Origin of the sequence: Aeromonas rivuli (genome assembly GCF_000820045.1) — a bacterium.
Taxonomy (GTDB): domain Bacteria; phylum Pseudomonadota; class Gammaproteobacteria; order Enterobacterales; family Aeromonadaceae; genus Aeromonas; species Aeromonas rivuli.
Map to the genome: position 1 here is coordinate 26641 of NZ_CDBJ01000055.1, position 20734 is coordinate 47374.

The 20734-nt window shown below is 60.8% G+C and carries 19 protein-coding genes and 1 tRNA gene; 12 read left to right on the top strand and 8 right to left on the bottom strand.

The genetic code is table 11. From position 1 onward, the window contains the following. Positions 1–41: 41 nt before the first annotated feature. The 8 genes from BN1130_RS13245 to BN1130_RS13280 all read left to right on the top strand — a co-directional run bounded on the left by BN1130_RS13245 (position 42) and on the right by BN1130_RS13280 (position 7727). Complete coding sequence (locus tag BN1130_RS13245; RefSeq protein WP_042042534.1) at positions 42–1400, top strand: aspartate aminotransferase family protein; 1359 nt, start codon at positions 42–44, stop codon at positions 1398–1400. 53 nt (positions 1401–1453) lie between these two features. After that, positions 1454–2551, top strand: coding sequence for an extracellular solute-binding protein (locus BN1130_RS13250; protein WP_084218214.1), 1098 nt, complete (start codon positions 1454–1456; stop codon positions 2549–2551). A 135-nt stretch (positions 2552–2686) separates the two neighbouring features. Next, positions 2687–3748, top strand: a complete 1062-nt coding sequence (locus BN1130_RS13255) for a polyamine ABC transporter substrate-binding protein (RefSeq protein WP_232301987.1) — start codon at positions 2687–2689, stop codon at positions 3746–3748. Between the two features lie 78 nt (positions 3749–3826). Next, positions 3827–4981, top strand: coding sequence for a polyamine ABC transporter ATP-binding protein (gene potA, locus BN1130_RS13260; protein ID WP_042042539.1), 1155 nt, complete (start codon positions 3827–3829; stop codon positions 4979–4981). After that, positions 4978–5883, top strand: coding sequence for an ABC transporter permease subunit (locus tag BN1130_RS13265; RefSeq protein WP_042042541.1), 906 nt, complete (start codon positions 4978–4980; stop codon positions 5881–5883). The genes potA and BN1130_RS13265 overlap by 4 nt, the downstream gene beginning before the upstream one ends. Then, complete coding sequence (locus tag BN1130_RS13270) at positions 5880–6722, top strand: ABC transporter permease subunit (RefSeq protein ID WP_042042543.1); 843 nt, start codon at positions 5880–5882, stop codon at positions 6720–6722. Before BN1130_RS13265 ends, BN1130_RS13270 begins: the two co-directional genes overlap by 4 nt. 43 nt (positions 6723–6765) lie before the next feature. Continuing rightward, on the top strand, positions 6766–7479 hold the full coding sequence (locus BN1130_RS13275; RefSeq protein ID WP_042042545.1) for an MOSC domain-containing protein: 714 nt from the start codon (positions 6766–6768) through the stop codon (positions 7477–7479). Positions 7480–7650: 171 nt separating this feature from the next. Beyond that, a tRNA-Pro gene (locus tag BN1130_RS13280) sits at positions 7651–7727 on the top strand. Between the two features lie 257 nt (positions 7728–7984). On the opposite strand, the gene BN1130_RS13285 is transcribed toward BN1130_RS13280, so the two are convergent. Together BN1130_RS13285 and BN1130_RS13290 are read right to left on the bottom strand one after the other, a co-directional pair. Then, the gene (locus BN1130_RS13285; protein ID WP_042042546.1) at positions 7985–8512 is read right to left on the bottom strand and encodes an AbiTii domain-containing protein; all 528 of its coding nucleotides are present in this window, start codon (positions 8510–8512) and stop codon (positions 7985–7987) included. A 120-nt stretch (positions 8513–8632) separates the two neighbouring features. Then, positions 8633–9097, bottom strand: coding sequence for a thioesterase family protein (locus tag BN1130_RS13290; RefSeq protein WP_042042547.1), 465 nt, complete (start codon positions 9095–9097; stop codon positions 8633–8635). 124 nt (positions 9098–9221) lie between these two features. Here BN1130_RS13290 and recQ point away from each other — a divergent pair, with 124 nt between their 5' ends. Continuing rightward, positions 9222–11057: an ATP-dependent DNA helicase RecQ gene (gene recQ, locus BN1130_RS13295; protein ID WP_042042548.1), complete on the top strand. Its 1836-nt coding sequence runs from the start codon at positions 9222–9224 to the stop codon at positions 11055–11057. A 92-nt stretch (positions 11058–11149) separates the two neighbouring features. Here the strand turns inward: recQ and BN1130_RS13300 are convergent, their stop codons facing one another. Further along, on the bottom strand, positions 11150–11452 hold the full coding sequence (locus tag BN1130_RS13300) for a c-type cytochrome (protein ID WP_042042549.1): 303 nt from the start codon (positions 11450–11452) through the stop codon (positions 11150–11152). 105 nt (positions 11453–11557) lie between these two features. Between BN1130_RS13300 and BN1130_RS13305 the strand changes: the two genes are divergently transcribed. The 3 genes from BN1130_RS13305 to BN1130_RS13315 all read left to right on the top strand — a co-directional run bounded on the left by BN1130_RS13305 (position 11558) and on the right by BN1130_RS13315 (position 14113). Further along, complete coding sequence (locus tag BN1130_RS13305) at positions 11558–12985, top strand: protein adenylyltransferase SelO (protein ID WP_042042551.1); 1428 nt, start codon at positions 11558–11560, stop codon at positions 12983–12985. A 55-nt stretch (positions 12986–13040) separates the two neighbouring features. Continuing rightward, the gene (locus BN1130_RS13310) at positions 13041–13334 is read left to right on the top strand and encodes a DUF3630 family protein (protein WP_232301985.1); all 294 of its coding nucleotides are present in this window, start codon (positions 13041–13043) and stop codon (positions 13332–13334) included. A 104-nt stretch (positions 13335–13438) separates the two neighbouring features. Continuing rightward, positions 13439–14113, top strand: coding sequence for a 7-cyano-7-deazaguanine/7-aminomethyl-7-deazaguanine transporter (locus BN1130_RS13315; protein WP_042042552.1), 675 nt, complete (start codon positions 13439–13441; stop codon positions 14111–14113). A 335-nt stretch (positions 14114–14448) separates the two neighbouring features. Here the strand turns inward: BN1130_RS13315 and rraA are convergent, their stop codons facing one another. The 5 genes from rraA to nirB all read right to left on the bottom strand — a co-directional run bounded on the left by rraA (position 14449) and on the right by nirB (position 20454). Continuing rightward, positions 14449–14934 (bottom strand): ribonuclease E activity regulator RraA, encoded by a 486-nt coding sequence (rraA, locus tag BN1130_RS13320; protein ID WP_042042553.1) that lies wholly within the window; start codon positions 14932–14934, stop codon positions 14449–14451. 184 nt (positions 14935–15118) lie between these two features. Continuing rightward, the gene (gene cysG, locus BN1130_RS13325) at positions 15119–16519 is read right to left on the bottom strand and encodes a siroheme synthase CysG (protein ID WP_042042554.1); all 1401 of its coding nucleotides are present in this window, start codon (positions 16517–16519) and stop codon (positions 15119–15121) included. A 12-nt stretch (positions 16520–16531) separates the two neighbouring features. Beyond that, positions 16532–17347: a nitrite transporter NirC gene (gene nirC, locus BN1130_RS13330; RefSeq protein ID WP_042042555.1), complete on the bottom strand. Its 816-nt coding sequence runs from the start codon at positions 17345–17347 to the stop codon at positions 16532–16534. Positions 17348–17483: 136 nt separating this feature from the next. After that, positions 17484–17801 (bottom strand): nitrite reductase small subunit NirD, encoded by a 318-nt coding sequence (gene nirD / locus BN1130_RS13335; RefSeq protein WP_042042557.1) that lies wholly within the window; start codon positions 17799–17801, stop codon positions 17484–17486. 106 nt (positions 17802–17907) lie between these two features. Further along, positions 17908–20454: a nitrite reductase large subunit NirB gene (nirB, locus tag BN1130_RS13340; protein ID WP_042042558.1), complete on the bottom strand. Its 2547-nt coding sequence runs from the start codon at positions 20452–20454 to the stop codon at positions 17908–17910. Positions 20455–20734 lie beyond the last annotated feature (280 nt).

Sequence of the window (20734 nt, forward strand, 5' to 3'; positions counted from 1 at the left end):
GGGTCTCCCCCGCTCATATCGAAGGAACCGAGGAGCAATTCATGTCGAATACCAAAGCGTGGCAGCAACAAGACGCCAGCCACCATCTGCACCCCTTTACCCATTTCCAGGCCCTGAACCAGAAGGGCAGCCGCATCATCACCGGGGCGCAAGGGGTCTATCTCGAAGACTCAGAGGGGCACAAGATCCTCGATGGCATGGCGGGTCTCTGGTGCGTCAACATGGGCTATGGCCGTCAGGAGCTGGTGGACGCGGCCACCCGGCAGATGCAGCAGTTGCCTTATTACAACCTCTTCTTCCAGACCAGCCACCCGCCAGCGGTGCAGCTTGCCACCCTGTTGGCCGAGGTGACGCCGGCCCACCTCAATCGTGTCTTCTTCACCGGCTCAGGGTCTGAGTGCAACGACACCGTGCTGCGCATGGTGCGCCACTATTGGGCGAGCCTGGGGCAACCGGACAAGCAGGTGATCATCAGCCGTCATAACGCCTATCACGGCTCCACCGTGGCCGGTGCCAGCCTGGGGGGCATGTCGGGCATGCATGCCCAGGGCGGTTTGCCGATCCCGGGCATAGTGCATATCGATCAGCCCTATCACTTCGGTGAGGGTCAGGGCATGACGCCCCATGACTTCGGCCTGGCCCGGGCCCGTCAGCTGGAAGAGAAGATCCTGGCGCTGGGGGTGGAGAAGGTGGCGGCCTTCATCGGCGAACCCATTCAGGGTGCTGGTGGCGTCATCATTCCCCCTGACAGCTACTGGCCCGAGATCCAGCGCATCTGCGACAAGTACGGCATCTTGCTCATCGCCGACGAGGTGATCTGCGGCTTCGGTCGGACCGGACACTGGTTTGCCAGTGAGGACTTTGGCATCAAACCCGATCTCATGTGTCTGGCCAAGGGCATCACCTCCGGCTATCTGCCCATGGGGGCCGTCATGGTCGGCGACAGGGTCGCCAAGGTATTGATCGAGCAGGGCGGTGAGTTCAATCATGGCTTCACCTACTCGGGCCATCCGGTCGCCTGCGCCGTGGCCATTGCCAACATCCAGCTTATGCAAAGTGAAAGCATAGTTAAGCGGGTACATGATAATATCGGCCCCTATTTGCAGCGTCGCTGGCGCGAACTGGCCGATCATCCCATCGTCGGGGAAACCCGGGGCAAGGGCTTGGTGGCTGCGCTGGAAATAGTGCAGGACAAGGGGACAAATGCCCGCTTCCCGGCCTCGGCCAATGCGGGCATGACGTGCCGGGAGTTCTGCTTTAACAATGGCTTGGTGATGAGGGCTGTCGGCGATACCATGATCATATCGCCCCCCTTGGTGATCACCGAGGAACAGGTTGATGAATTGGTCAATTTGGCCAGGCGCAGTTTAGATCTGACGGCAGAGAGGCTGGCAGGTTAATCGAGCCCTGGCCCGATTGCCGTGCGCATACATTTGCTTAGGAGACAAGGATGATGTCTTTCAAAACAGGAATGCTGGCCGCCTCCATGGCGCTGGGTCTGTTCAGTGCCGGTGCCATGGCCGATGACAAGGTGCTGCATGTCTATAACTGGAGCGACTACATAGGGCCCACCACCCTGGAAGACTTCCAGAAAGAGACGGGCATCAAGGTCGTCTATGACGTGTTTGACAGTAATGAAGTGCTGGAAGCCAAGCTGCTGGCAGGGAGCTCCGGCTACGACGTGGTCGTGCCGTCCAACCCTTTCCTGGCCAAGCAGATCAAGGCGGGCGTATTCCAGAAGCTGGATAAGACCAAGTTGCCGAACTGGCAGAATCTGGACACCTCCTTGCTCAAGGCGCTGGAGCCGAGCGACCCGGGTAATCTGTACTCGATCCCCTATCTGTGGGGCACCATCGGCTACGCCTACAACATCGACAAGGTGAAGGCGGCCCTGGGGACGGATGCGCCAGTCGATTCCTGGGATCTGGTGTTCAAGCCAGAGAACATGGCCAAGCTGAAAGAGTGTGGTGTCTCCTTCCTGGATTCACCGACCGAGATGCTGCCGGCTGCCCTGAAATACCTGGGCTTCAAGCCAGACAGCCAGGATCCGAAAGAGCTGAAGAAGGCCGAGGAGCTGTTCCTCTCCATTCGCCCTTATACCGCCTATTTCCACTCCTCCAAGTACATCTCGGATCTGGCCAACGGCAATATCTGTGTGGCCGTCGGCTACTCGGGTGACCTGCAGCAATCCAAGTCCCGGGCGATCGAAGCCAAGAATGGCGTCAATCTGACCTATGTCATCCCGAAAGAGGGGGCAGGCAGCTTCTTTGACATGCTGGCCATCCCGGCCGATGCCAAGAACGTCGAGTCCGCCCATGTGTTCCTCAACTACCTGATGAAGCCCGAGGTGATCGCCAAGATCTCCGACGCGGTCAGCTATCCGAGCGGCAACAAGGCCTCAGTGCCACTGGTGTCCGCCGAGATCCGCAACGATCCGGGTATCTATCCGAGCGACGAGACCCTGGCGAAGATCTACACCTTCCCGGATCTTCCCGCCAAGGTGCAGCGTGTCATGACCCGCAGCTGGACCAAGATAAAGTCCGGCAAATAACCGCAATACCCCTCCCGGTCTGCCGTTTGGCCGGGAGGGTTCCCACGCAAGGTGGGCAGACGACCGTATGGATGCGGAACCTCTCTTCCAAGGACATAAAGGAGTTAAGACGTGCACATTTCCAAGATAATGACGATGACCCTGACACTGGGGTTGGCAAACGCAGCACTGGCCCAGCCGGTGGTGCATTTTTACAACTGGTCTGACTATATCGGTGAGACCACCCTCAGTGATTTCCAGAAGGCGACAGGCATCGAGACCGTCTATGACGTGTTTGATTCCAACGAAACCCTGGAAGGCAAACTGCTGACAGGGCGCACCGGTTACGATCTGGTGGTGCCGTCCAACAATTTCCTCGCCAAACAGATAAAGGCTGGTGCTTTCCAGAAACTGGACAAGTCCCTGCTGCCCAATATGGTCAATCTGGAACCGACTCTGATGCATCAGCTTGAGAAGGCGGATCCGGGTCACTTCTATGCGATCCCTTATCTGTGGGGCACCAATGGCATTGGTTATAACGTTGACAAGGTGAAGCAGGCGCTGGGGGTCGACAAGATAGACTCCTGGGGGATGCTCTTCGAGCCGGAAAACATCAAGAAGCTGACCCATTGCGGGGTGGCTTTCCTCGATTCTGCCGATGAGATGATCCCGGCCGTGCTCAATTACCTTGGCAAGGATCCCAACAGTCACGATCCCGCCGACATCAAGCTGGCGGAACAGAAGCTGCTGGCGGTACGCCCCTACGTCACCTACTTCCACTCTTCCAAGTACATCTCCGATCTCGCCAACGGCAACATCTGTGTCGCCGCCGGTTTCTCGGGGGATGTGTTGCAGGCGGCCGCGCGGGCCGAGGAAGCAGGCAAGGGCATCAATATCGCCTACAGCATTCCCAAGGAGGGCGGCAACCTCTGGTTCGACATGCTGGCGATCCCCACCGATGCCAGCAATGTGAAAGAGGCCCATGCCCTGATCAATTATCTGCTTACCCCGGAGGCGATAGCCAAGGTGAGCGATTATGTGGGCTACGCCAACCCCAATGCCAAGGCGGGACCCTTCATGGATGAGAGCGTCCGTGACAACCCGTCTGTGTACCCCCCCCAGGATGTGCTGAAGCGGCTCTATGTGCAGGAGGCACATCCCCGCACAGTACAGCGCCTGATGACCCGGAGTTGGACCAAAATCAAGTCCGGGACCTAACCTTGGCGCCCGCTTGGGCGCCAGTTGTTTTTATGGATTGACCCTCCGGTCACTATTTCAAGTCGGGAGTGAGTGGTAATGGCAATAGCCTCCAGCGCCTATAAGAAAGCCCTCGAGGGCAGCCAGCAACCCAAAGAGGTGCTGGTAAAAATAGACAGGATCAGCAAGCAGTTCGATGAGACCCTGGCGGTCGACAACGTCTCGCTGACCATCAACAAGGGCGAGATCTTTGCCCTGCTTGGCGGCTCCGGCTCGGGGAAATCCACCCTGTTGCGGATGCTGGCAGGCTTCGAGCGTCCGAGTGAGGGACGGCTCTTCCTCGATGGGGTCGACATCACCGACATGCCGCCCTATGAGCGTCCGATCAACATGATGTTCCAGTCCTACGCCCTGTTCCCGCACATGTCGGTGGCCCAGAACATCGCCTTCGGCCTCAAGCAGGACGGTCTGGCCAAGGCCGAGATCGACGCCCGGGTGGAGGAGATGCTCAAGCTGGTGCAGATGAGTCAGTATGCCAAGCGCAAACCCCATCAGCTCTCAGGTGGTCAGCGCCAGCGGGTTGCCCTGGCCCGTTCCCTGGCCAAGCGCCCCAAGCTGTTGCTGCTCGATGAGCCCATGGGGGCACTGGACAAGAAGTTGCGTTCGCAGATGCAGCTCGAGCTGGTGGAGATCATCGAGCGGGTCGGGGTGACCTGCGTCATGGTGACCCATGATCAGGAAGAGGCCATGACCATGGCCGAGCGTATCGCCATCATGCACCTGGGCTGCATCGAGCAGATTGGCAGCCCGAAAGATATCTACGAGACCCCGGTCAGTCGGCAGGTGTGCGAGTTCATCGGCAACGTCAATCTGTTCGATGGCTTGCTGGTGGCGGATGAGCAGGACCACGCCATCATCGCCTGTGCGGATCTGGAGCAGCCCATCTATGTGGGGCACGGCATCAGCTCCCGCGCCGAGAACAAGAAGGTCTCCTACGCCTTGCGTCCGGAGAAGCTGCTGATGAGCACTCAGAAACCGAGTGAGCTGGAGCATCCCGACTTCAACTGGACCACAGGACAGGTGTACGACATCGCCTATCTGGGCGGCCACTCCGTTTATCACATCCAGCTGCCCTCGGGCAAAATTGTGCAGGCCTTCATCGCCAATGCCGAACGTCACGGCAAGCGGCCGACCTGGGATGACCAGGTGTTCCTCTACTGGGAAGATGACAGCGGCGTGGTATTGCAATCATGACCCCACTGAGACGACTCAAGCGGTTGGGGGGCCGCCAGCTGGTGATCGGCATCCCCTTCTTCTGGCTGTTCCTCTTCTTCCTGCTGCCCTTCATCATAGTGGTGAAGATAAGCTTCGCCGAAGCGGACGTGGCCATTCCTCCTTACACAGACGTGGTGAGCTGGGCCGATGATCAGCTGACCATATTGCTGAATCTGGGCAACTATGTGCTGCTCGGCGATGATGATCTCTATCTGGCGGCCTATCTGGGCTCCCTCAAGATGGCGTTCTTCAGCACCCTGATCTGCCTGCTGATCGGTTATCCCATGGCCTATGCCATCGCCCGGGCCAGCAAGGAGAATCAGACGGTGCTGCTGCTGCTGATCATGATGCCGACCTGGACGGCCATCCTGATCCGGGTGTATGCCTGGATGGGCATTCTCAGCAACAATGGCCTGCTCAATGGCTTCTTGCTGAACATGGGGCTCATCAGTGAGCCGATCCAGATCCTCAATACCAACCTGGCGGTCTATATAGGCGTGGTTTACTCCTATCTGCCGTTCATGATTTTGCCGCTCTATGCCAACCTGGTGAAGCATGACATGAGCCTGCTGGAAGCCGCGGCCGATCTGGGGTCGAGCGACACCAACAGCTTCTGGAAGATCACGGTACCGCTCTCCAAGAACGGCATCATCGCTGGCTGCATGCTGGTGTTCATTCCGGTGGTGGGTGAGTTCGTCATCCCCGAACTGCTCGGCGGTCCCGAGACCCTGATGATAGGCAAGGTGATGTGGCAGGAGTTCTTCAACAACCGCGACTGGCCCGTCGCCTCGGCCCTGGCTGTGGTCATGCTGGTGGTGTTGATCATCCCCATCATTCTGTTCAACCGTAACCAGGCCAAAGAGCTGGAGGGCAAGGCATGAAGCGCATCAATTTTCCCAGCCTGATGCTGGTGCTCGGCTTGCTGTTTATCTACCTGCCCATGGTCATCATGGTGATCTACTCCTTCAACGCCTCCAAGTTGGTGACGGTCTGGGGGGGCTGGTCCCTGAAGTGGTATTTTGGGCTGCTCGAAAATACCCAGTTGATGACGGCCGTGATGCGTTCTCTCGAGATCGCCTTCTACACTGCCATCGCCGCGGTAGCATTGGGCACCCTGGCGGCCTTCGTGCTGACCCGGATCGCCAATTTCAAGGGACGCACCCTGTTTGGCGGCATGGTCACGGCACCCCTGGTCATGCCGGAGGTGATCACGGGCCTGTCATTGCTGTTGCTGTTCGTGGCCATGGCGCAGCTGGTGGGCTGGCCCGCCGAGCGGGGCATGGTGACTATCTGGATCGCCCACACCACCTTCTGTACCGCCTATGTGGCCGTGGTGGTGTCGGCACGGTTGAGAGAGCTGGATCTCTCCATCGAGGAGGCGGCCATGGATCTGGGGGCCAAGCCCTGGAAGGTGTTCTTCCTGATCACCATCCCCATGATTGCCCCCTCGCTGGCCGCCGGTGGCATGATGTCATTCGCCCTGTCGCTGGATGACCTGGTGCTCGCCAGCTTCGTCTCCGGACCTGGCTCTACCACCCTGCCGATGGAGGTATTCTCCGCGGTGCGTCTGGGGGTCAAGCCGGAGATCAACGCGGTGGCGAGCCTGATATTGCTCTCCGTCTCCATCTTCACCTTCGCCAGCTGGTTCCTGATGGCCCGTGCCGAGAAGCGGCGCCGGGCGGAAATCTCCCAGATGCTGCAGATGCAGTCGGTGACCTGAGTCTGATAACATCCGCATTCTCTCGTCAATCAGGAGGATGAGAATGCGGATTTCCCTCTTCACTGGATCTGGTGCCGAACTGGCCCCCGGTCTGGTCAGCGCCATTCACAAGTCAGTCGTCACTGATGCCATCTTCTGCTCCTTGCAGGGGCTGAGCGGAGACGAGCAGACCGAGACTCGCCATCATGGCGGCATAGAGCGCGCCCTGCACTACTACCCCGCGGAACATTATGCCTGGTGGCAGACCTGGCAACAGGCCATGGCACTGCCCGAGCCCGGCACTCCCTGGCAGCCAGCGGCCTTTGGTGAAAACCTCTCCGGGCTCGGCCTGACCGAAACCGCTGCTTGCATCGGTGATGTCTATCGGCTCGGTGAGGCACTCATCCAGATCAGCCAGCCGCGCTCCCCCTGCTTCAAGCTCAATCTGCGCTTTGGTTATGCCCAGGCCCAGGTCTCCCAGGTGATGCAGCTCAGTGGCCGCTGTGGCTGGCTGCTGCGGGTGTTGGAGGAGGGGGTGATAGCGCCGGATGCCGAGCTGATCCTGGTGGATAGCCCCTATCCTGCCTTAAGCGTGAAACGTTGTGCCGACATCCTCTTCAATCAGGTGCGCAATGAAGATGATCTGCTGCTGCTCACCGAGACCCCGGCCCTGTCGCCGGGTTGGCGGCAACATGCGGCGCACTGGTTGGAACACGGCACTGTCGCGGACTGGAGCCGTCGTCTGATGGGGCCGGCAGCTTTTCGCCCGGTGGTATGAAGATGGGCAAAGGCGATGGCTCAGGTGGCTGGGCTGTCCCGACTGGGCGGGATTTTCGACGCTTGGCGCCGATAGCCCAAGAGTTGAACTAACCACGGCTTTTTTAGGCGTTAACTGAAAAAAGACTTGTGCCTTGTGCGGGCATTAGGTAAATTCTCGCCCCGCAGACATCGGTGTGTAGCGCAGCTTGGTAGCGCACTTCGTTCGGGACGAAGGGGTCGGAGGTTCGAATCCTCTCACACCGACCATTTTTAGAAAAGGCCGCTCAATAGAGCGGCCTTTTCGCATTCTGACATCCAGCAGTTTTCCGTTCGGGTCATGGCATTGCGCCAGTTGCCCCACTGAGAGTGGTGCTGCATTCAGCCGTGGGTGGCGCGCACAAAAAGTCGGGCCACCGCTTGGTGGCCCTGGGTGAGACCTGTGGTAGATCCCGTGATCTTTCAGATTTTCACTAGTTCGCTATGGGTCTTGTCTATGGTGCCCTCCTTGCGCGCCAGGCGCTCACTCAGATATGCCAGTGGCTGTGCTGCAACGCCTTGAAGCTGTGTTGTGGTTGCAGAGCCGCGTGTTTGGGATACTCGCTGATGAAGTGTTCAATGCCTTCCATCAGCCTCATCCGCAACGAAGAAACGGGCTCGTGCCAGGCTTGCAGACAGAGGTGACCAGGGATCAGCAAGGCTTGGTATTGCTCCTTGAGATCGACGGGCCAAGGCTCTATACCGGAACTGGGATGCAGTAAATACTGAGCGGCAGGGGCGCGGGCATAAATGAACTGAACGTTGGCCAAATCGCGTTGGCAAAGCGTTTGACTGCCGATATGGCAAGTCAGATAGCGTCCTGTGTTCAGATCCAGAAAGTGACCACGTTGCCGACAGGGGACTATGCGGTACCAGGGCAGTTGAGCATCCGGGGCATAGCCCTGAAGCTCCTGTTCCAGCCAGTGGCGACACTCGGGTGTCTGCACCTCATTGCACATGGATTCAAGTTGCTGCAACAAGACACTGGGTGATGCAACTGCCAGACTCGCACTCATCTCCTTCTCCCTTCTGCATGACAATCCCGACTTCCAGTATGGACCCGATGACGATGAGGGGGAGGGGAATCTAATGATTAAAAATGGATTAACATCGCTGTTTTTATGCAATCGAGGCGTTTAACCAACCAGATAGGTACCGGTGCCGAAGGCGATATGAGTCCCCTCTTCGTTGTGCAGCTCCATGCGGGCAACCGCCACCTTGCTGCCGGATCGGATGATGTGGGCGGTGGCAATGAACTCGGTGCCCCGGCCAGGGCGCAGGTAGTCGACTCGCAGGTCTATGGTGCCGAGACGGGAGAAGCGCTCCTTGAGATAGCTGGGGGAGAAATCCTCCAGCTCGTCGAGGCAGGAGGCGGCCACTATCATGCCCCCCGCCACATCGAGCAGGCTGGCGGTGACACCCCCGTGCAATATGTTGTGGAAGGGGTTGCCGACCAGTTTCCCCTCCATGCCTATCCGCAGCTCGACCCGCTCGAAGTCATAGTGGGTCACCCGGATGCCCAGCAGCTGGTTGAATGGCATCTGCTCGGCGAACAGTGTGGCAATGCCACTTAGCGCCATCTTCTTCATCATCTCTTTCATCTATCCATCCCTGCACAAGCCGAGTAAAAACTCCAGCCAGTCTGCAACAAGACATTAACATCCGCAATGGCAGGTTTATTGTGGGGGCCCGCTGCTTTAGAATGGCGCCCCCAGAGGAGAGACCATGACCGCCATCGCCGATACCCTGCCCGATTCTCCGCCAGAGACTCCCCTCAGCCTGTTGCAGGCGGTATTCGGCTACCAGCAATTTCGGCCGGGCCAGCAGGAGATCATCGAACAGATCATCGCGGGGCGTGACGGTCTGGTGCTCAAGCCCACCGGCGGTGGAAAATCCCTCTGTTACCAGATCCCGGCGCTGCTGCGACCCGGGCTGGGGGTGGTCGTCTCTCCCCTCATCTCCCTGATGAAGGATCAGGTCGATAGCCTGAGAGCGAACGGGGTGGCGGCTGCCTACATCAACTCGGCGCTGAGCCGGGAAGAGCTGATCCAGCACTTTGCCGCCATGCGCCGGGGCGAGATCAAGATTGTCTATGTCTCCCCCGAGCGGTTGCTGCAGCACGAATTCATGGACCGTCTGGCCGAGCAACCCCTGGGCCTGTTCGCTATCGACGAGGCCCACTGCGTCTCCCAGTGGGGGCATGATTTTCGCCCGGAGTACGCAGCCCTTGGCCGACTCAAGCAGTGGTTCCCCCATGTCCCCGTTGTGGCGCTCACCGCCACCGCCGATGAGGCGACCCGGCGCGACATACTGCATCGCCTCGAGTTGCAGGATCCCTTCGTTCACACCGCCAGCTTTGACAGACCCAACATCCGCTACAGCCTGGTGGAGAAGTTCAAGGCGGCGGAGCAGCTACTGCGTTACGTCCAGGGCCAGAAGGGCAACTGCGGCATTGTGTACTGCTCCAGTCGCAACCGGGTGGAGGAGGTGGCCGAGCGCCTGGTGCGTCACGGCAGCAAGGCGGCCCCCTATCATGCCGGCCTGCCCCTGGAACAGCGCCAGCGCACCCAGGAAGACTTCCTCAAGGATGACGTCGAGATAGTGGTGGCGACGGTGGCATTCGGCATGGGTATCGACAAGCCCAATGTGCGTTTCGTGGTGCACTACGACGTGCCCAAGAACATCGAATCTTATTATCAGGAGACGGGCCGGGCCGGGCGCGATGGCACGCCAGCCGAGGCGCTGCTGCTCTATGATCCCGCCGACATTGGCCGGGTACGGCGCCTGCTCGACAACATCGAGAATCCCCAGCAGTTACAGGTGGAGCAATACAAGCTCAACGTGATGGCGGCCTTCGCCGAGGCCCAGACTTGCCGCCGTCAGGTGCTGCTCAACTATTTCAGCGAGTACAACGACAAGCCGTGTGGCAACTGCGACATCTGCCTGGATCCTCCCCAGAGCTACGATGGCAGCGAGGATGCCCAGAAGGCGCTCTCCTGCGTCTGGCGAGTGGGTCAGGCCTTCGGGGTAGGCTATGTGGTGGAGGTGCTCAGAGGGTCGCTCAACCAGCGCATCAAGGATCATGGTCATGACAAGCTGTCGACCTATGGCATCGGCAAGGATCAGAGCCACGAATACTGGATGAGCGTCATTCGCCAGCTGATCCACAAGGGGCTGCTGACTCAGAACATCACCCGCAACCTGGTGTTGCAGCTGACCGAGGCGGCTCGCCCCGTGCTGCGCGGCGAGGTGAGGCTGGCGCTGGCGGTGCCACGGCTGCAGCCGATCTCCAGCCGCAAGGAGAAGCGCAATGGCCTGCTCGACAGCGCTAACTACGACAAGCGGCTCTTCAAGGAGCTGCGCGGCCTGCGCAAGCAGATCGCCGAACAGGAGGAGGTGCCGCCCTACGTGGTGTTCAACGATGCCACCTTGGTAGAGATGGCCCAGCTCATGCCGATGACCGAGATGGAGCTACTGGCGGTCAATGGGGTCGGCCAGCGCAAGCTGGAGCGCTTCGGCGAGGCCTTCATGGATCTGATCATCGACTACTGCCGGCGCTAGGGTCGATTAGCGCAGCGTAATCGACCGCAAAAGTGCCGGGTCTGATTGATATAGCGGCAGGGATGAGGCGCCCGTCTACCGGGCGCACAAGGTCACTTCAAGCTGGCGTAGTAGGCGGCGAGGTTGTCGATATCCGCATCGCTGAGCATGGCCATGAAGGGTGCCATCAAGGGTTCCTTGCGATCGCCATCGCGAAACGCCTCCATCTGTTTGGCGAGATAAGCTGCGTTCTGACCCGCCAGATGCGGGTAGCTGGCGACACTGGCCTTGCCATCGATGCCATGGCAGGCAGCGCACACCACCGCCTTCGCCTTGCCCGCCTCGACATCGGCCGCCTTGGCCTGATGTCCCCATACCAGTGCCAGCAGGGGCAGGGCATATAGCCATTTGTGCATCTTCTTCTCCTTGAAATGAAATTGGACCATCGCCCGTTGGCCGGATTGGGCCGACGGCGGTATAACAGAGTGACACGAGCATACGCAGGGACGAATCGCACCACCATGAAGCTTATCAATACTTTTGCCACCGAATTGCCCTGGGCCTGCGAGCCGGTCACCCCCCAGCCCCTGGCCAATCCTCGCCTGCTGCACCTCAATCGCCCCCTGCTCGCCGAACTGGGGTTGGCGGGGGTGACGGATGCCGACTGGCTTGCCTGTTGCGGTCAGGCCAAGCCCTTGCCGGGCATGGAGCCGGTGGCCCAGGTCTATGCTGGCCATCAATTCGGCGGCTACAGTGCGCGCCTCGGTGATGGCCGCGCCCTGTTGCTCGGCCAGCAGCAGACCCCGGACGGTGAGCTTTGGGACCTGCATCTGAAGGGCGCTGGCAAGACCCCCTTCTCCCGCTTCGGAGACGGGCGCGCCGTATTGCGTTCCAGCATCCGCGAGTACCTGGCCTCCGAGGCGCTGCATGCCCTCGGCATCCCCACTACCCGCGCCCTGGTACTGGTCGGCAGTGACGAGCCCGTCTATCGCGAGACGGTGGAGACGGGGGCGACGGTACTGCGCACCGCTCCCTGCCATATCCGCTTCGGCCAGTTTGAATACTTCGCCTGGAGCGGCCAGGGGGAGAAGATCCCGGCTCTCATCGATTACCTGCTGCGCCACCATTTCCCTGAGCTTGAGAACGGCGCCGAGTTGTTCGCCGAGGTGGTGCGGCGTACCGCGCGGCTCATCGCCAAGTGGCAAGCCGTTGGCTTCACCCACGGGGTGATGAACACGGACAACATGTCTATCCTGGGGCTGACTCTGGATTACGGTCCCTACGGCTTCATCGATGGCTACGAGCCCGACTTTGTCTGCAATCACACCGACAGTGGCGGCCGTTATGCCCTGAGCCAGCAGCCTGCCGTGGGTTACTGGAACCTGCAGAAACTGGCCCAGGCCCTGGCGGATCATGTGGACGGCGAGGCCCTGGCCGCGGCACTGGGTCAGTATGAACATCATCTGATGCTGCACTACTCCGAGCTGATGCGCGGCAAGCTGGGGCTGACGCAGTGGGAGGAGGAGGATCCCGCCCTGTTCCGCCAGATGTTCCAGCAGCTGGCGGTGGACGGAGTTGATTACCACCTCTTCCTGCGCCGTCTGGCGCTCGTCGAGCCGAACGGCCCCTGGCCTGCGTCCCTGCTTGCCCTGCTGCCCGATGCCGCACTCTGGCAAGGTTGGCTGACAAGCTATCGTGAGCGTCTCGCCCGGGAGGGGGAGGAGAGCGGGTCGCGTCGCGCGCGCATGAACCAGCTCAATCCCAAGTACGTGCTGCGCAATGCCCTGGCCCAGCAGGTGATAGAGGCGGCAGAGCGGGGGGATATGACCCCCTTCGAGCGCCTTTATGCTGCGTTGCAGCATCCCTATGCCGAGCAGAGCGAATTCGAAGATCTCGCCACGCCGCACCCCAGCTGGTATCAGGGAGAGGCGCTCTCATGCAGCAGCTGAATCAGTGCTCAAGCCGACAACTCAACCGGGTAGGAGACCATGGATGGGGACGTCTATGTCATTGAGCTGGCAGTTGGTGGGCATGGATGAGGCGAGCGGCACCCTGCTGCTGACCCATCCTGATCTCGATTGGGACAACTTCCCGGCCCTGGCTGCCGGTCTGCTGGATGAGTGGGAATTGGAGCTGCTACAGCAAGATAGCGGCGCCGATCGCCACAGTTGGCAACTGACGTTTGAAGAGAGCCGCATCTGGCTGCACTTCGAGCATCATAGCGGCTGCTGGCTCAGCGCCGATGACGAGGAGGGGCGTGCAACGCTGCGCTGGCTGAGTCGACGGTACAAGGATTGAACTATGGCGCGGGGGGCGTATAATGCCGCCCCTCGATCACTGCCGTATTAGCGCCATGGTGGCGCTATGGGTTCCCTAACCCCATTAACCAAAAAGGTCACAATATGAATCTGACCCCTGCTCAGCACCAGACGGCGCTGACGCGACTCGCGTTGTTCCACATACTGATCATCGCCAGCAGCAACTACCTGGTGCAATTGCCGATCACCATTTTCGGCTTTCACACCACCTGGGGAGCTTTCAGCTTTCCGTTCATTTTCCTTGCCACTGACCTGACTGTCCGAGTCTTCGGCGCCGGTCTGGCGCGCAAGATCATCCAGCGAGTCATGCTGCCAGCCTTGCTGGTCTCCTATGTGCTGTCCGTGCTCTTCTTCGAGGGCAGTTATCAGGGCATCGCCAATCTGGCGACCTTCAATCTGTTCGTGGCCCGGATTGCCCTGGCCAGCTTCATGGCGTATCTGATCGGTCAGTTCATGGACGTGATAGTGTTCAACCGCCTGCGGCTGCTCAAGGCCTGGTGGGTGGCACCGGCGGCATCGACCCTGATCGGCAATCTGGTCGATACCCTTGCCTTCTTCAGCATCGCCTTCTGGCGCAGTGATGATCCCTTCATGGCGGAGCACTGGGTCGAGATAGCGACCGTGGACTATGTATTCAAGCTGCTGATAAGCCTGGGTTTGTTCGTGCCACTCTATGGCGTCTTGCTGCGCTACCTCAGCCGCAAGCTGGTGGGGGATCCCAATCCTGCTGCCCTGCAGGGCGAGGCGCGCAATGTCTGAGTTCCCGGCTTGTCAGCAGAGATGATCCAGTTGGCCACCCCAGGGTGGTCAATTTTTTGCACATTTTTTGAAATATCGGCAAATAACAGTTGCCAAGTTAAATGAGAATGATTATTGTTAACTTGCGTTCCGGGATAGGCCCCATCAGTTCCAACATGGTGACTTCTTGTGAAAGCACGACATTGCTCACATTGCTTCCAGTTATAGGGCCAGTTTTTCTGGCCCTCTTTTTTTGTCTTTTTTCCCCGATTTTCTAGCCATTTTCCCCGAATTTTCCCCGAATTTTCCCATAAAAAATGGGAGCCAAGGCCCCCATTCTGCAAACATGGATCAGCTTATTCGATATCCAGCGGATCCGGGGAGAGAATGACCCCGGTGGTATCGGCATAGAGGTGATCGTCCGGCAGGAAGGTGACTCCCCCGAAGTTGACCGGCAGATCCGTTTCTCCCACATCCTTGCTGTCGGCGCCGACTGGAATGGCGGCCAGGGCCTGAATACCGAGATCCAGATCCTCCAGCACATCGACCTCGCGCACGCAGCCGTAGCAGACGATCCCTTCCCACTCATTCTGGGCCGCCGTGGTGGCGATCTCGCCGTCGATCAACGCCCTGCGCATGGAGCCGCCGCCATCGACCAGCAATACCCGGCCTATGCCGTTCTCTTTGACGATTTCACGGATCAGACCGTTGGATTCGAAGCATTTGACAGTGGTAATGACACCACCGAAGGAGGCGCGTCCGCCGAAGGAGCAGAGCATGGGTTCGAGCACATCGACCATGTCCTGATAGATGTCGCACAGTTCTGAAGTATTGTATTCCATTGAGTCAGTCCACCGCTGGAAACAGGTGGATCCAGTATAGGGACTGGGCCCGGCATTTCAATGAATATTCCTTGAACAACAAGTGACTGGCGGCTTCCATCTCGCCATCTGCATCGCGATGTTCAGCATAGAACGCGGCCACGGGAGCCGCGCTTTTTATGACGGGAATCGAGGTGGCTAATCCTCAGGCCGAGGCCTTCTCCTCAGACGCCGACTGTCCGAACCAGGCGAGCTTGTCCGCCAGGGTGACGACAGAGCCGACCATGATGAGGGCCGGGCTCTCGACCCCCATGGCCAGCTCCGGCAACTGGTCCAGGGTGCCACGAATGACCCGCTGGCTCGGTTGGGTGCCGCGCTCGATCAGTGCCACCGGGGTGTCGCCCCCCTTGCCGTGGGCCAGCAACTGTTCGCGGATCACGGCGCAGGATGAAAGCCCCATGTAGAACACCAGGGTCTGCCGATCCCGGGCCAGCAGGGGCCAGTCGAGATCCCGGGCACCGCCCTTGCCGTGAGCGGTGACGAAGCGCACGCTCTGGGCGTGATCGCGGTGGGTGAGAGGGATGCCCGCGTAGGCGGCGCAGCCGCTCGCCGCCGTGATCCCCGGCACCACCTGAAAGCCCACGCCGCTGCCGACCAACGTCTCCAGCTCCTCGCCGCCCCGGCCGAAGATGAAGGGGTCGCCACCTTTCAGCCGCACCACCCGCAACCCCTTCCTGGCTTCCTCCAGTAAGAGTTGGTTGATGCCCTCCTGGGGCACGCAGTGGTTGCCCGCCTGCTTGCCGACGAAGATGCGTCTGGCATCGCGCCGCACCAGGGCCATCACCTCGTCCGACACCAGCCGGTCATAGACCACCACATCCGCCTGCTGCATCTGGCGCAGGGCGTGCAGGGTGAGCAGGCCGGGATCGCCGGGGCCGGCGCCCACCAGGATCACCTCGCCCTTGGCGGCGGCCTCCTCGGCAAAGAGCGCGTCGGCCAGCTGGTTGGCGGCAGCCTTGTCGCCGCGCGCCAGCGCCTGACCGAGCCGGTCGGCGCCGAGCAGCCGCTCCCAGAACTGGCGGCGCTCCCCCATGCTAGGGAAGCGGGCCTTGACCCTGTCTCTCAGGCCGCCGGCAAAGGCCGCCACAGAGCCGAGATGCTGGGGCAGCAGGGCCTCGAGTTTCTCGCGCAGCAAACGGGCCAGCACTGGGGCCTTGCCGCCGGAGGAGATGGCCACCATCAGCGGCGATCTGTCGATGATGGACGGCATGATGAAGCTGGAGCGTTTGGGGTCGTCCACCACGTTGGCAAAGATCCGCGCCTGATTGGCGCTCTGATAGACCAGCGCATTGACCTCGCGCCTGTCGGTGGCGGCCACCACCAACCACTTGCCCGCCAGCTGCGCTGGCTCGAATTCGGCGGCCAGCCAGTCGATCGCCCCGCTGGCGGCCAGCCCCGCCAGCTCGGGGTCGAGCGTGGGGGAGACCAGGGTCAGTCGGGCGCCGGCGTCCAGCAGCAGGCGCGCCTTGCGCTCCGCCACGTCACCGCCGCCAACCAGCAGCACGGGTTTGTTGTCGAGTCGGCAAAAGATGGGCAAGTAGTCCATGGGGCCTCCGGATCAGGCGGTTTGGGTCTGGCTGGCGGTGGCGGTGGCGGCGTCGGTCACGGGGACGGGACGCTCCGCCTTGGGGGTGGCATACCAGTAACCGAGACCCATGAAGATCGCGCCGGAGACGGTATTGCCGAGGGTGACCCATAGCAGGTTGTGGCCGATGCCACCGAGGGTGTAGGCGTCTGAGTGAGCGCCGAACCAGGAGAGGGCGAACAGGGTCATGTTGGCGATCGAGTGCTCATAACCGGAGGCGATGAAGGCCAGCAGGCACCACCAGATGGCGATGAACTTGGCCGCGCCCTCGGTGCGCAGCGCCATCCAGATGGCGAGGCAGACCAGCCAGTTGCACAGCACCCCCTTCATGAACAGGGTCAGGGCCGGGGCCTGGGTCTTGGCCAGCGCCACCTTGTGAGCCAGGCTGCCCGCGTCCGGCAGCAGGCTGCCGCCGTAGGAGTAGATCAGCGCCACCGCGATGGAGCCGAGCAGGTTGCCAGCCCAGGTCTGGGGCAGGATGCGCAGCAGATCGGCCATGGAGATCTTGCCCGTCTTCACCCCGAAGGTGAGGAACATGGTGTGGCCGGTGAACAGCTCGGAGCCGGCGATGACAACTAAGGTCAGGGCGATGCCGAAGGTGGCCCCCATCACCAGCGGACGGATGGCCGGATCCACCAGATTGCCCAGGGTGAAGATGAGGATGATGCCGAGGCCCACATAGGCCCCCGCCATGGCGGAGCTGAGCCAGAAGCCGAGTTTGTCGCTGCGCTCGAAGCGGTTGATGCGGGCCGCGTTGGCGGCGCACTTGTTGATGGTGTCTGTATACATGCTGGTTCTCTTTAAGCGGGCCGCCCGCAGGCAGCCCTGACAATGTGTTACCCCCTCCCTGCCTCCCCCTTGTCAAGGGGGAGGTGCTTTTTGCTCCCTCCCCTTGCGAAGGGCCGGGCCGGGGTGGGGTCTTATGTTAGACGGCGACCCAGACTTGCTGATCGCGCACTTCAACGGCATAGGCCGCAATCGACATGGCGGCATTTTCGAGGCAGTGGCCGTCGCTCAGGCGAAAGTGCTGCTTCTTGAGCGGGCTGGCGACCCAGAGCTCACCCTCGTGTTCACCTATGATGCCGCGCGACAGCACGTTGGCGGCGAAGAAGGGATCCCGGTTGTCGATGGCGAATACCTCGGCGGCCGCGCTCGGGCGGAACAGCGCGATCTGGCGACCTTCAATGAGTGCGCACACACCGGTTCCCGGCAGGATGTCGTTGAGTTGGCAGGCGAATTTCATGATTGAACCTCCACATCGAGCGAAACAGGCATATTCTGGCGACCTTCAATGAGTGCGCAGACGCCGGTCCCCGGCAGGATGTCATTCAGTTGGCAGGCTAATTTCATTACTTTGCCTCCATGTCGATCTGATAGACGGGGATGCGCTCGGCCGGGGTGGCGGGTCTGTGCTGGTCACGCTCGCTGACGAACTGCACGTCCGGGTCGCGCTTGTCGCTGTTGATGAAGTGGCTGAAGCGCTTGAGCGCTTCCTCCTCATTGAGGGTGCGGGACCATTCGCACTCGTAGCTGTCGATCAGGGTCTGGATATCGCGCTCCAGGGTCTCGTTCAACCCGAGCTTGTCGTCGACGATCACCTCGCGCAGGTAGTCGACGCCCCCTTCCAGGTTGCCGAGCCAGACCGAGGTGCGCTGTAGTTTGTCGGCGCTGGTGACGTAGAACATCATAAAGCGGTCGATCAGCTGGATGAGGCTCTCACGGTCCAGATCCGAGGCCAGCAGGTCGGCGTGGCGCGGCTTCATGCCGCCGTTGCCACCCACATAGAGGTTCCAGCCCGCGTCCGTGGCGATGATGCCGACGTCCTTGCCCTGGGCTTCCGCACATTCGCGGGTGCAACCGGAGACACCGAACTTCATCTTGTGGGGGGTGCGGATGCCCTTGTAGCGGTTCTCAAGGAAGACCCCGAGGCCAACGCTGTCCTGCACGCCGAAGCGGCACCAGGTGCTGCCGACGCAGGTCTTGGCCATGCGCAGCGCCTTGGCGTAGGCCTGACCGGTCTCGAAGCCGGCGGCCAGCAATTTGCGCCAGATGGCGGGCAGATCATCCTTCTGGGCCCCGAACAGGCCGATGCGCTGGGCGCCGGTGATCTTGGTGTAGAGCTTGTAGTCGCGGGCCACTTCGGCCACCGCCAGCAAGCCTTCCGGGGTCACTTCACCACCGGCCATGCGCGGGATGACGGAGTAGCTGCCGTCCTTTTGCATGTTGCCGAGGAAGATGTCGTTGGTGTCCTGCAGCTGGGTATTGAGCGGGCTCAGCACATAGCCGTTCCAGCAGGAGGCGAGGATGGAGCCGACAGTCGGTTTGCACACTTCGCAGCCATAACCGTGTCCGTGTCTGGCCAGCAGCTCGTCGAAGCTCTTGATCCCTTCCACCTTGACCAGGTGGAACAGCTCCTGGCGGGAGTGGGGGAAGTGAGCGCAGAGGTGGTTGTTGACCTCTATGCCCTGCTTCACCAGTTCGGCGTTGAGCACCTGGCTGATGAGCGGCACGCAGCCGCCACAGCCGGTACCGGCCTTGGTGTGCTGCTTGATGGCGGCGAGCGTGGTGTGACCCTCGGCCACCGCCTGGGCGATGTCGCCCTTGGAGACGTCGAAGCAGGAGCAGATCTGGGCGCTGGCCGGCAGGGCATCCACCCCCAGGGTCGGTTTGGCCCCGGCATAGGCTGGCAGGATCAGGGTGTCCGGGTGGCTCGGCAGCGGCAGGGCGTTGAGCATCAGCTGCAGCAGGTTGCCGTAATCTTCCACATCACCCACCAGCACGGCGCCGAGAAGGCGGCTGTTGTCTTCGCTCACCACTATCTTCTTGTAGACGCCGGCCTGGTCGTCCTGGAACACATAGCTGTGGCTGCCCGGGGTGCGGCCGTGGGCATCACCAATGGAGCCGACGGAGACGCCGAGCAGCTTGAGCTTGGCGCTCATGTCCGCCCCCTCGAAGCGGTTGTCGCCGCCGAGCAGATGGTCGACGGTGACCTGGGCCATCTTGTAGCCCGGTGCCACCAGGCCGAAGAAGCGACCCTGCCAGGCGGCGCACTCGCCGATGGCATAGATGTCGGGGTCTGAGGTGAGGCAGTGATCGTCGATCAGCACACCGCCGCGCTCGGCGATGGCCAGCTCAGAGTAACGGCCCAGGGTGTCCTGCGGGCGTATGCCGGTGGAGAAGACCACCACATCCACGTCAAGGGCGCTGCCGTCGGCGAAGGCGAGGCGGTGCTTGGCCTCCTTGCCGCCGTGCATCAGGATCTCGCTGGTGCTCTTGCTGGTGTGCACCTGCACCCCCATGGACTCGATCTTGCGGCGCAGCAGCTGGCCGCCCTGGCCGTCGAGCTGCTCCGCCATCAATACCGGGGCAAACTCCACCACATGGGTCTCGAGGCCCAGCGCCTTGAGGGCACCGGCCGCCTCCAGGCCAAGCAGGCCGCCCCCGATCACAACACCACTCTTGCCGCTCTTGGCGGCGCTGCGGATGGCTTTCAGATCTTCGATGGTGCGATAGACGAAGCACTCGTGGTGCTGACTGCCCTGGATGGGCGGCACCCAGGGGTAGGAGCCGGTGGCCAGCACCAGCTTGTCGTAGCCGACCACAGTGCCCTTGTTGGAGTGCACTTCGCGGGCCGCCCTGTCGATTTTTTTCACCGCCTCGCCGAGCAGCAGACGGATGCCGTGCTTCTGGTAGAAACCGGGTTTGACGAGGGAGAGATCTTCGCTGGTGTGGTGGGAGAAGTAGGAGGAGAGATGGACACGATCGTAGGCGGGACGCGGTTCTGCACCGAAGACGGTGATCTCGAACCGGTCCGGATCGGCCTGCTCGATCAACTCTTCGATGAAGCGGTGCCCCACCATGCCGTTGCCGATGACGGCCAGCCTGACTTTGCTCATGAGTGCCTCTGATTTGGAGTTATAAAACGTCATATCTGAGCCAAGGCTAACCAGTGAGCAGTGGTGGGCTATTGATGCAAATCAAGTGTCTATTTATATATCTCCTAAGGGGTAAGTTGGTGAAATAGAAAGCTATGCATAAATAGGTATACCAGTGGTGCATTCTGGACTTCGGCTGTCATGAGGCCAGGAGGTGCAAGAGGAGCTGGCCCGCCTGGTCAGGCATCATGAAAAAAACACCTCGGCAGAGGTGCTTTCACTGTGTGGCATCTGGTTGGTG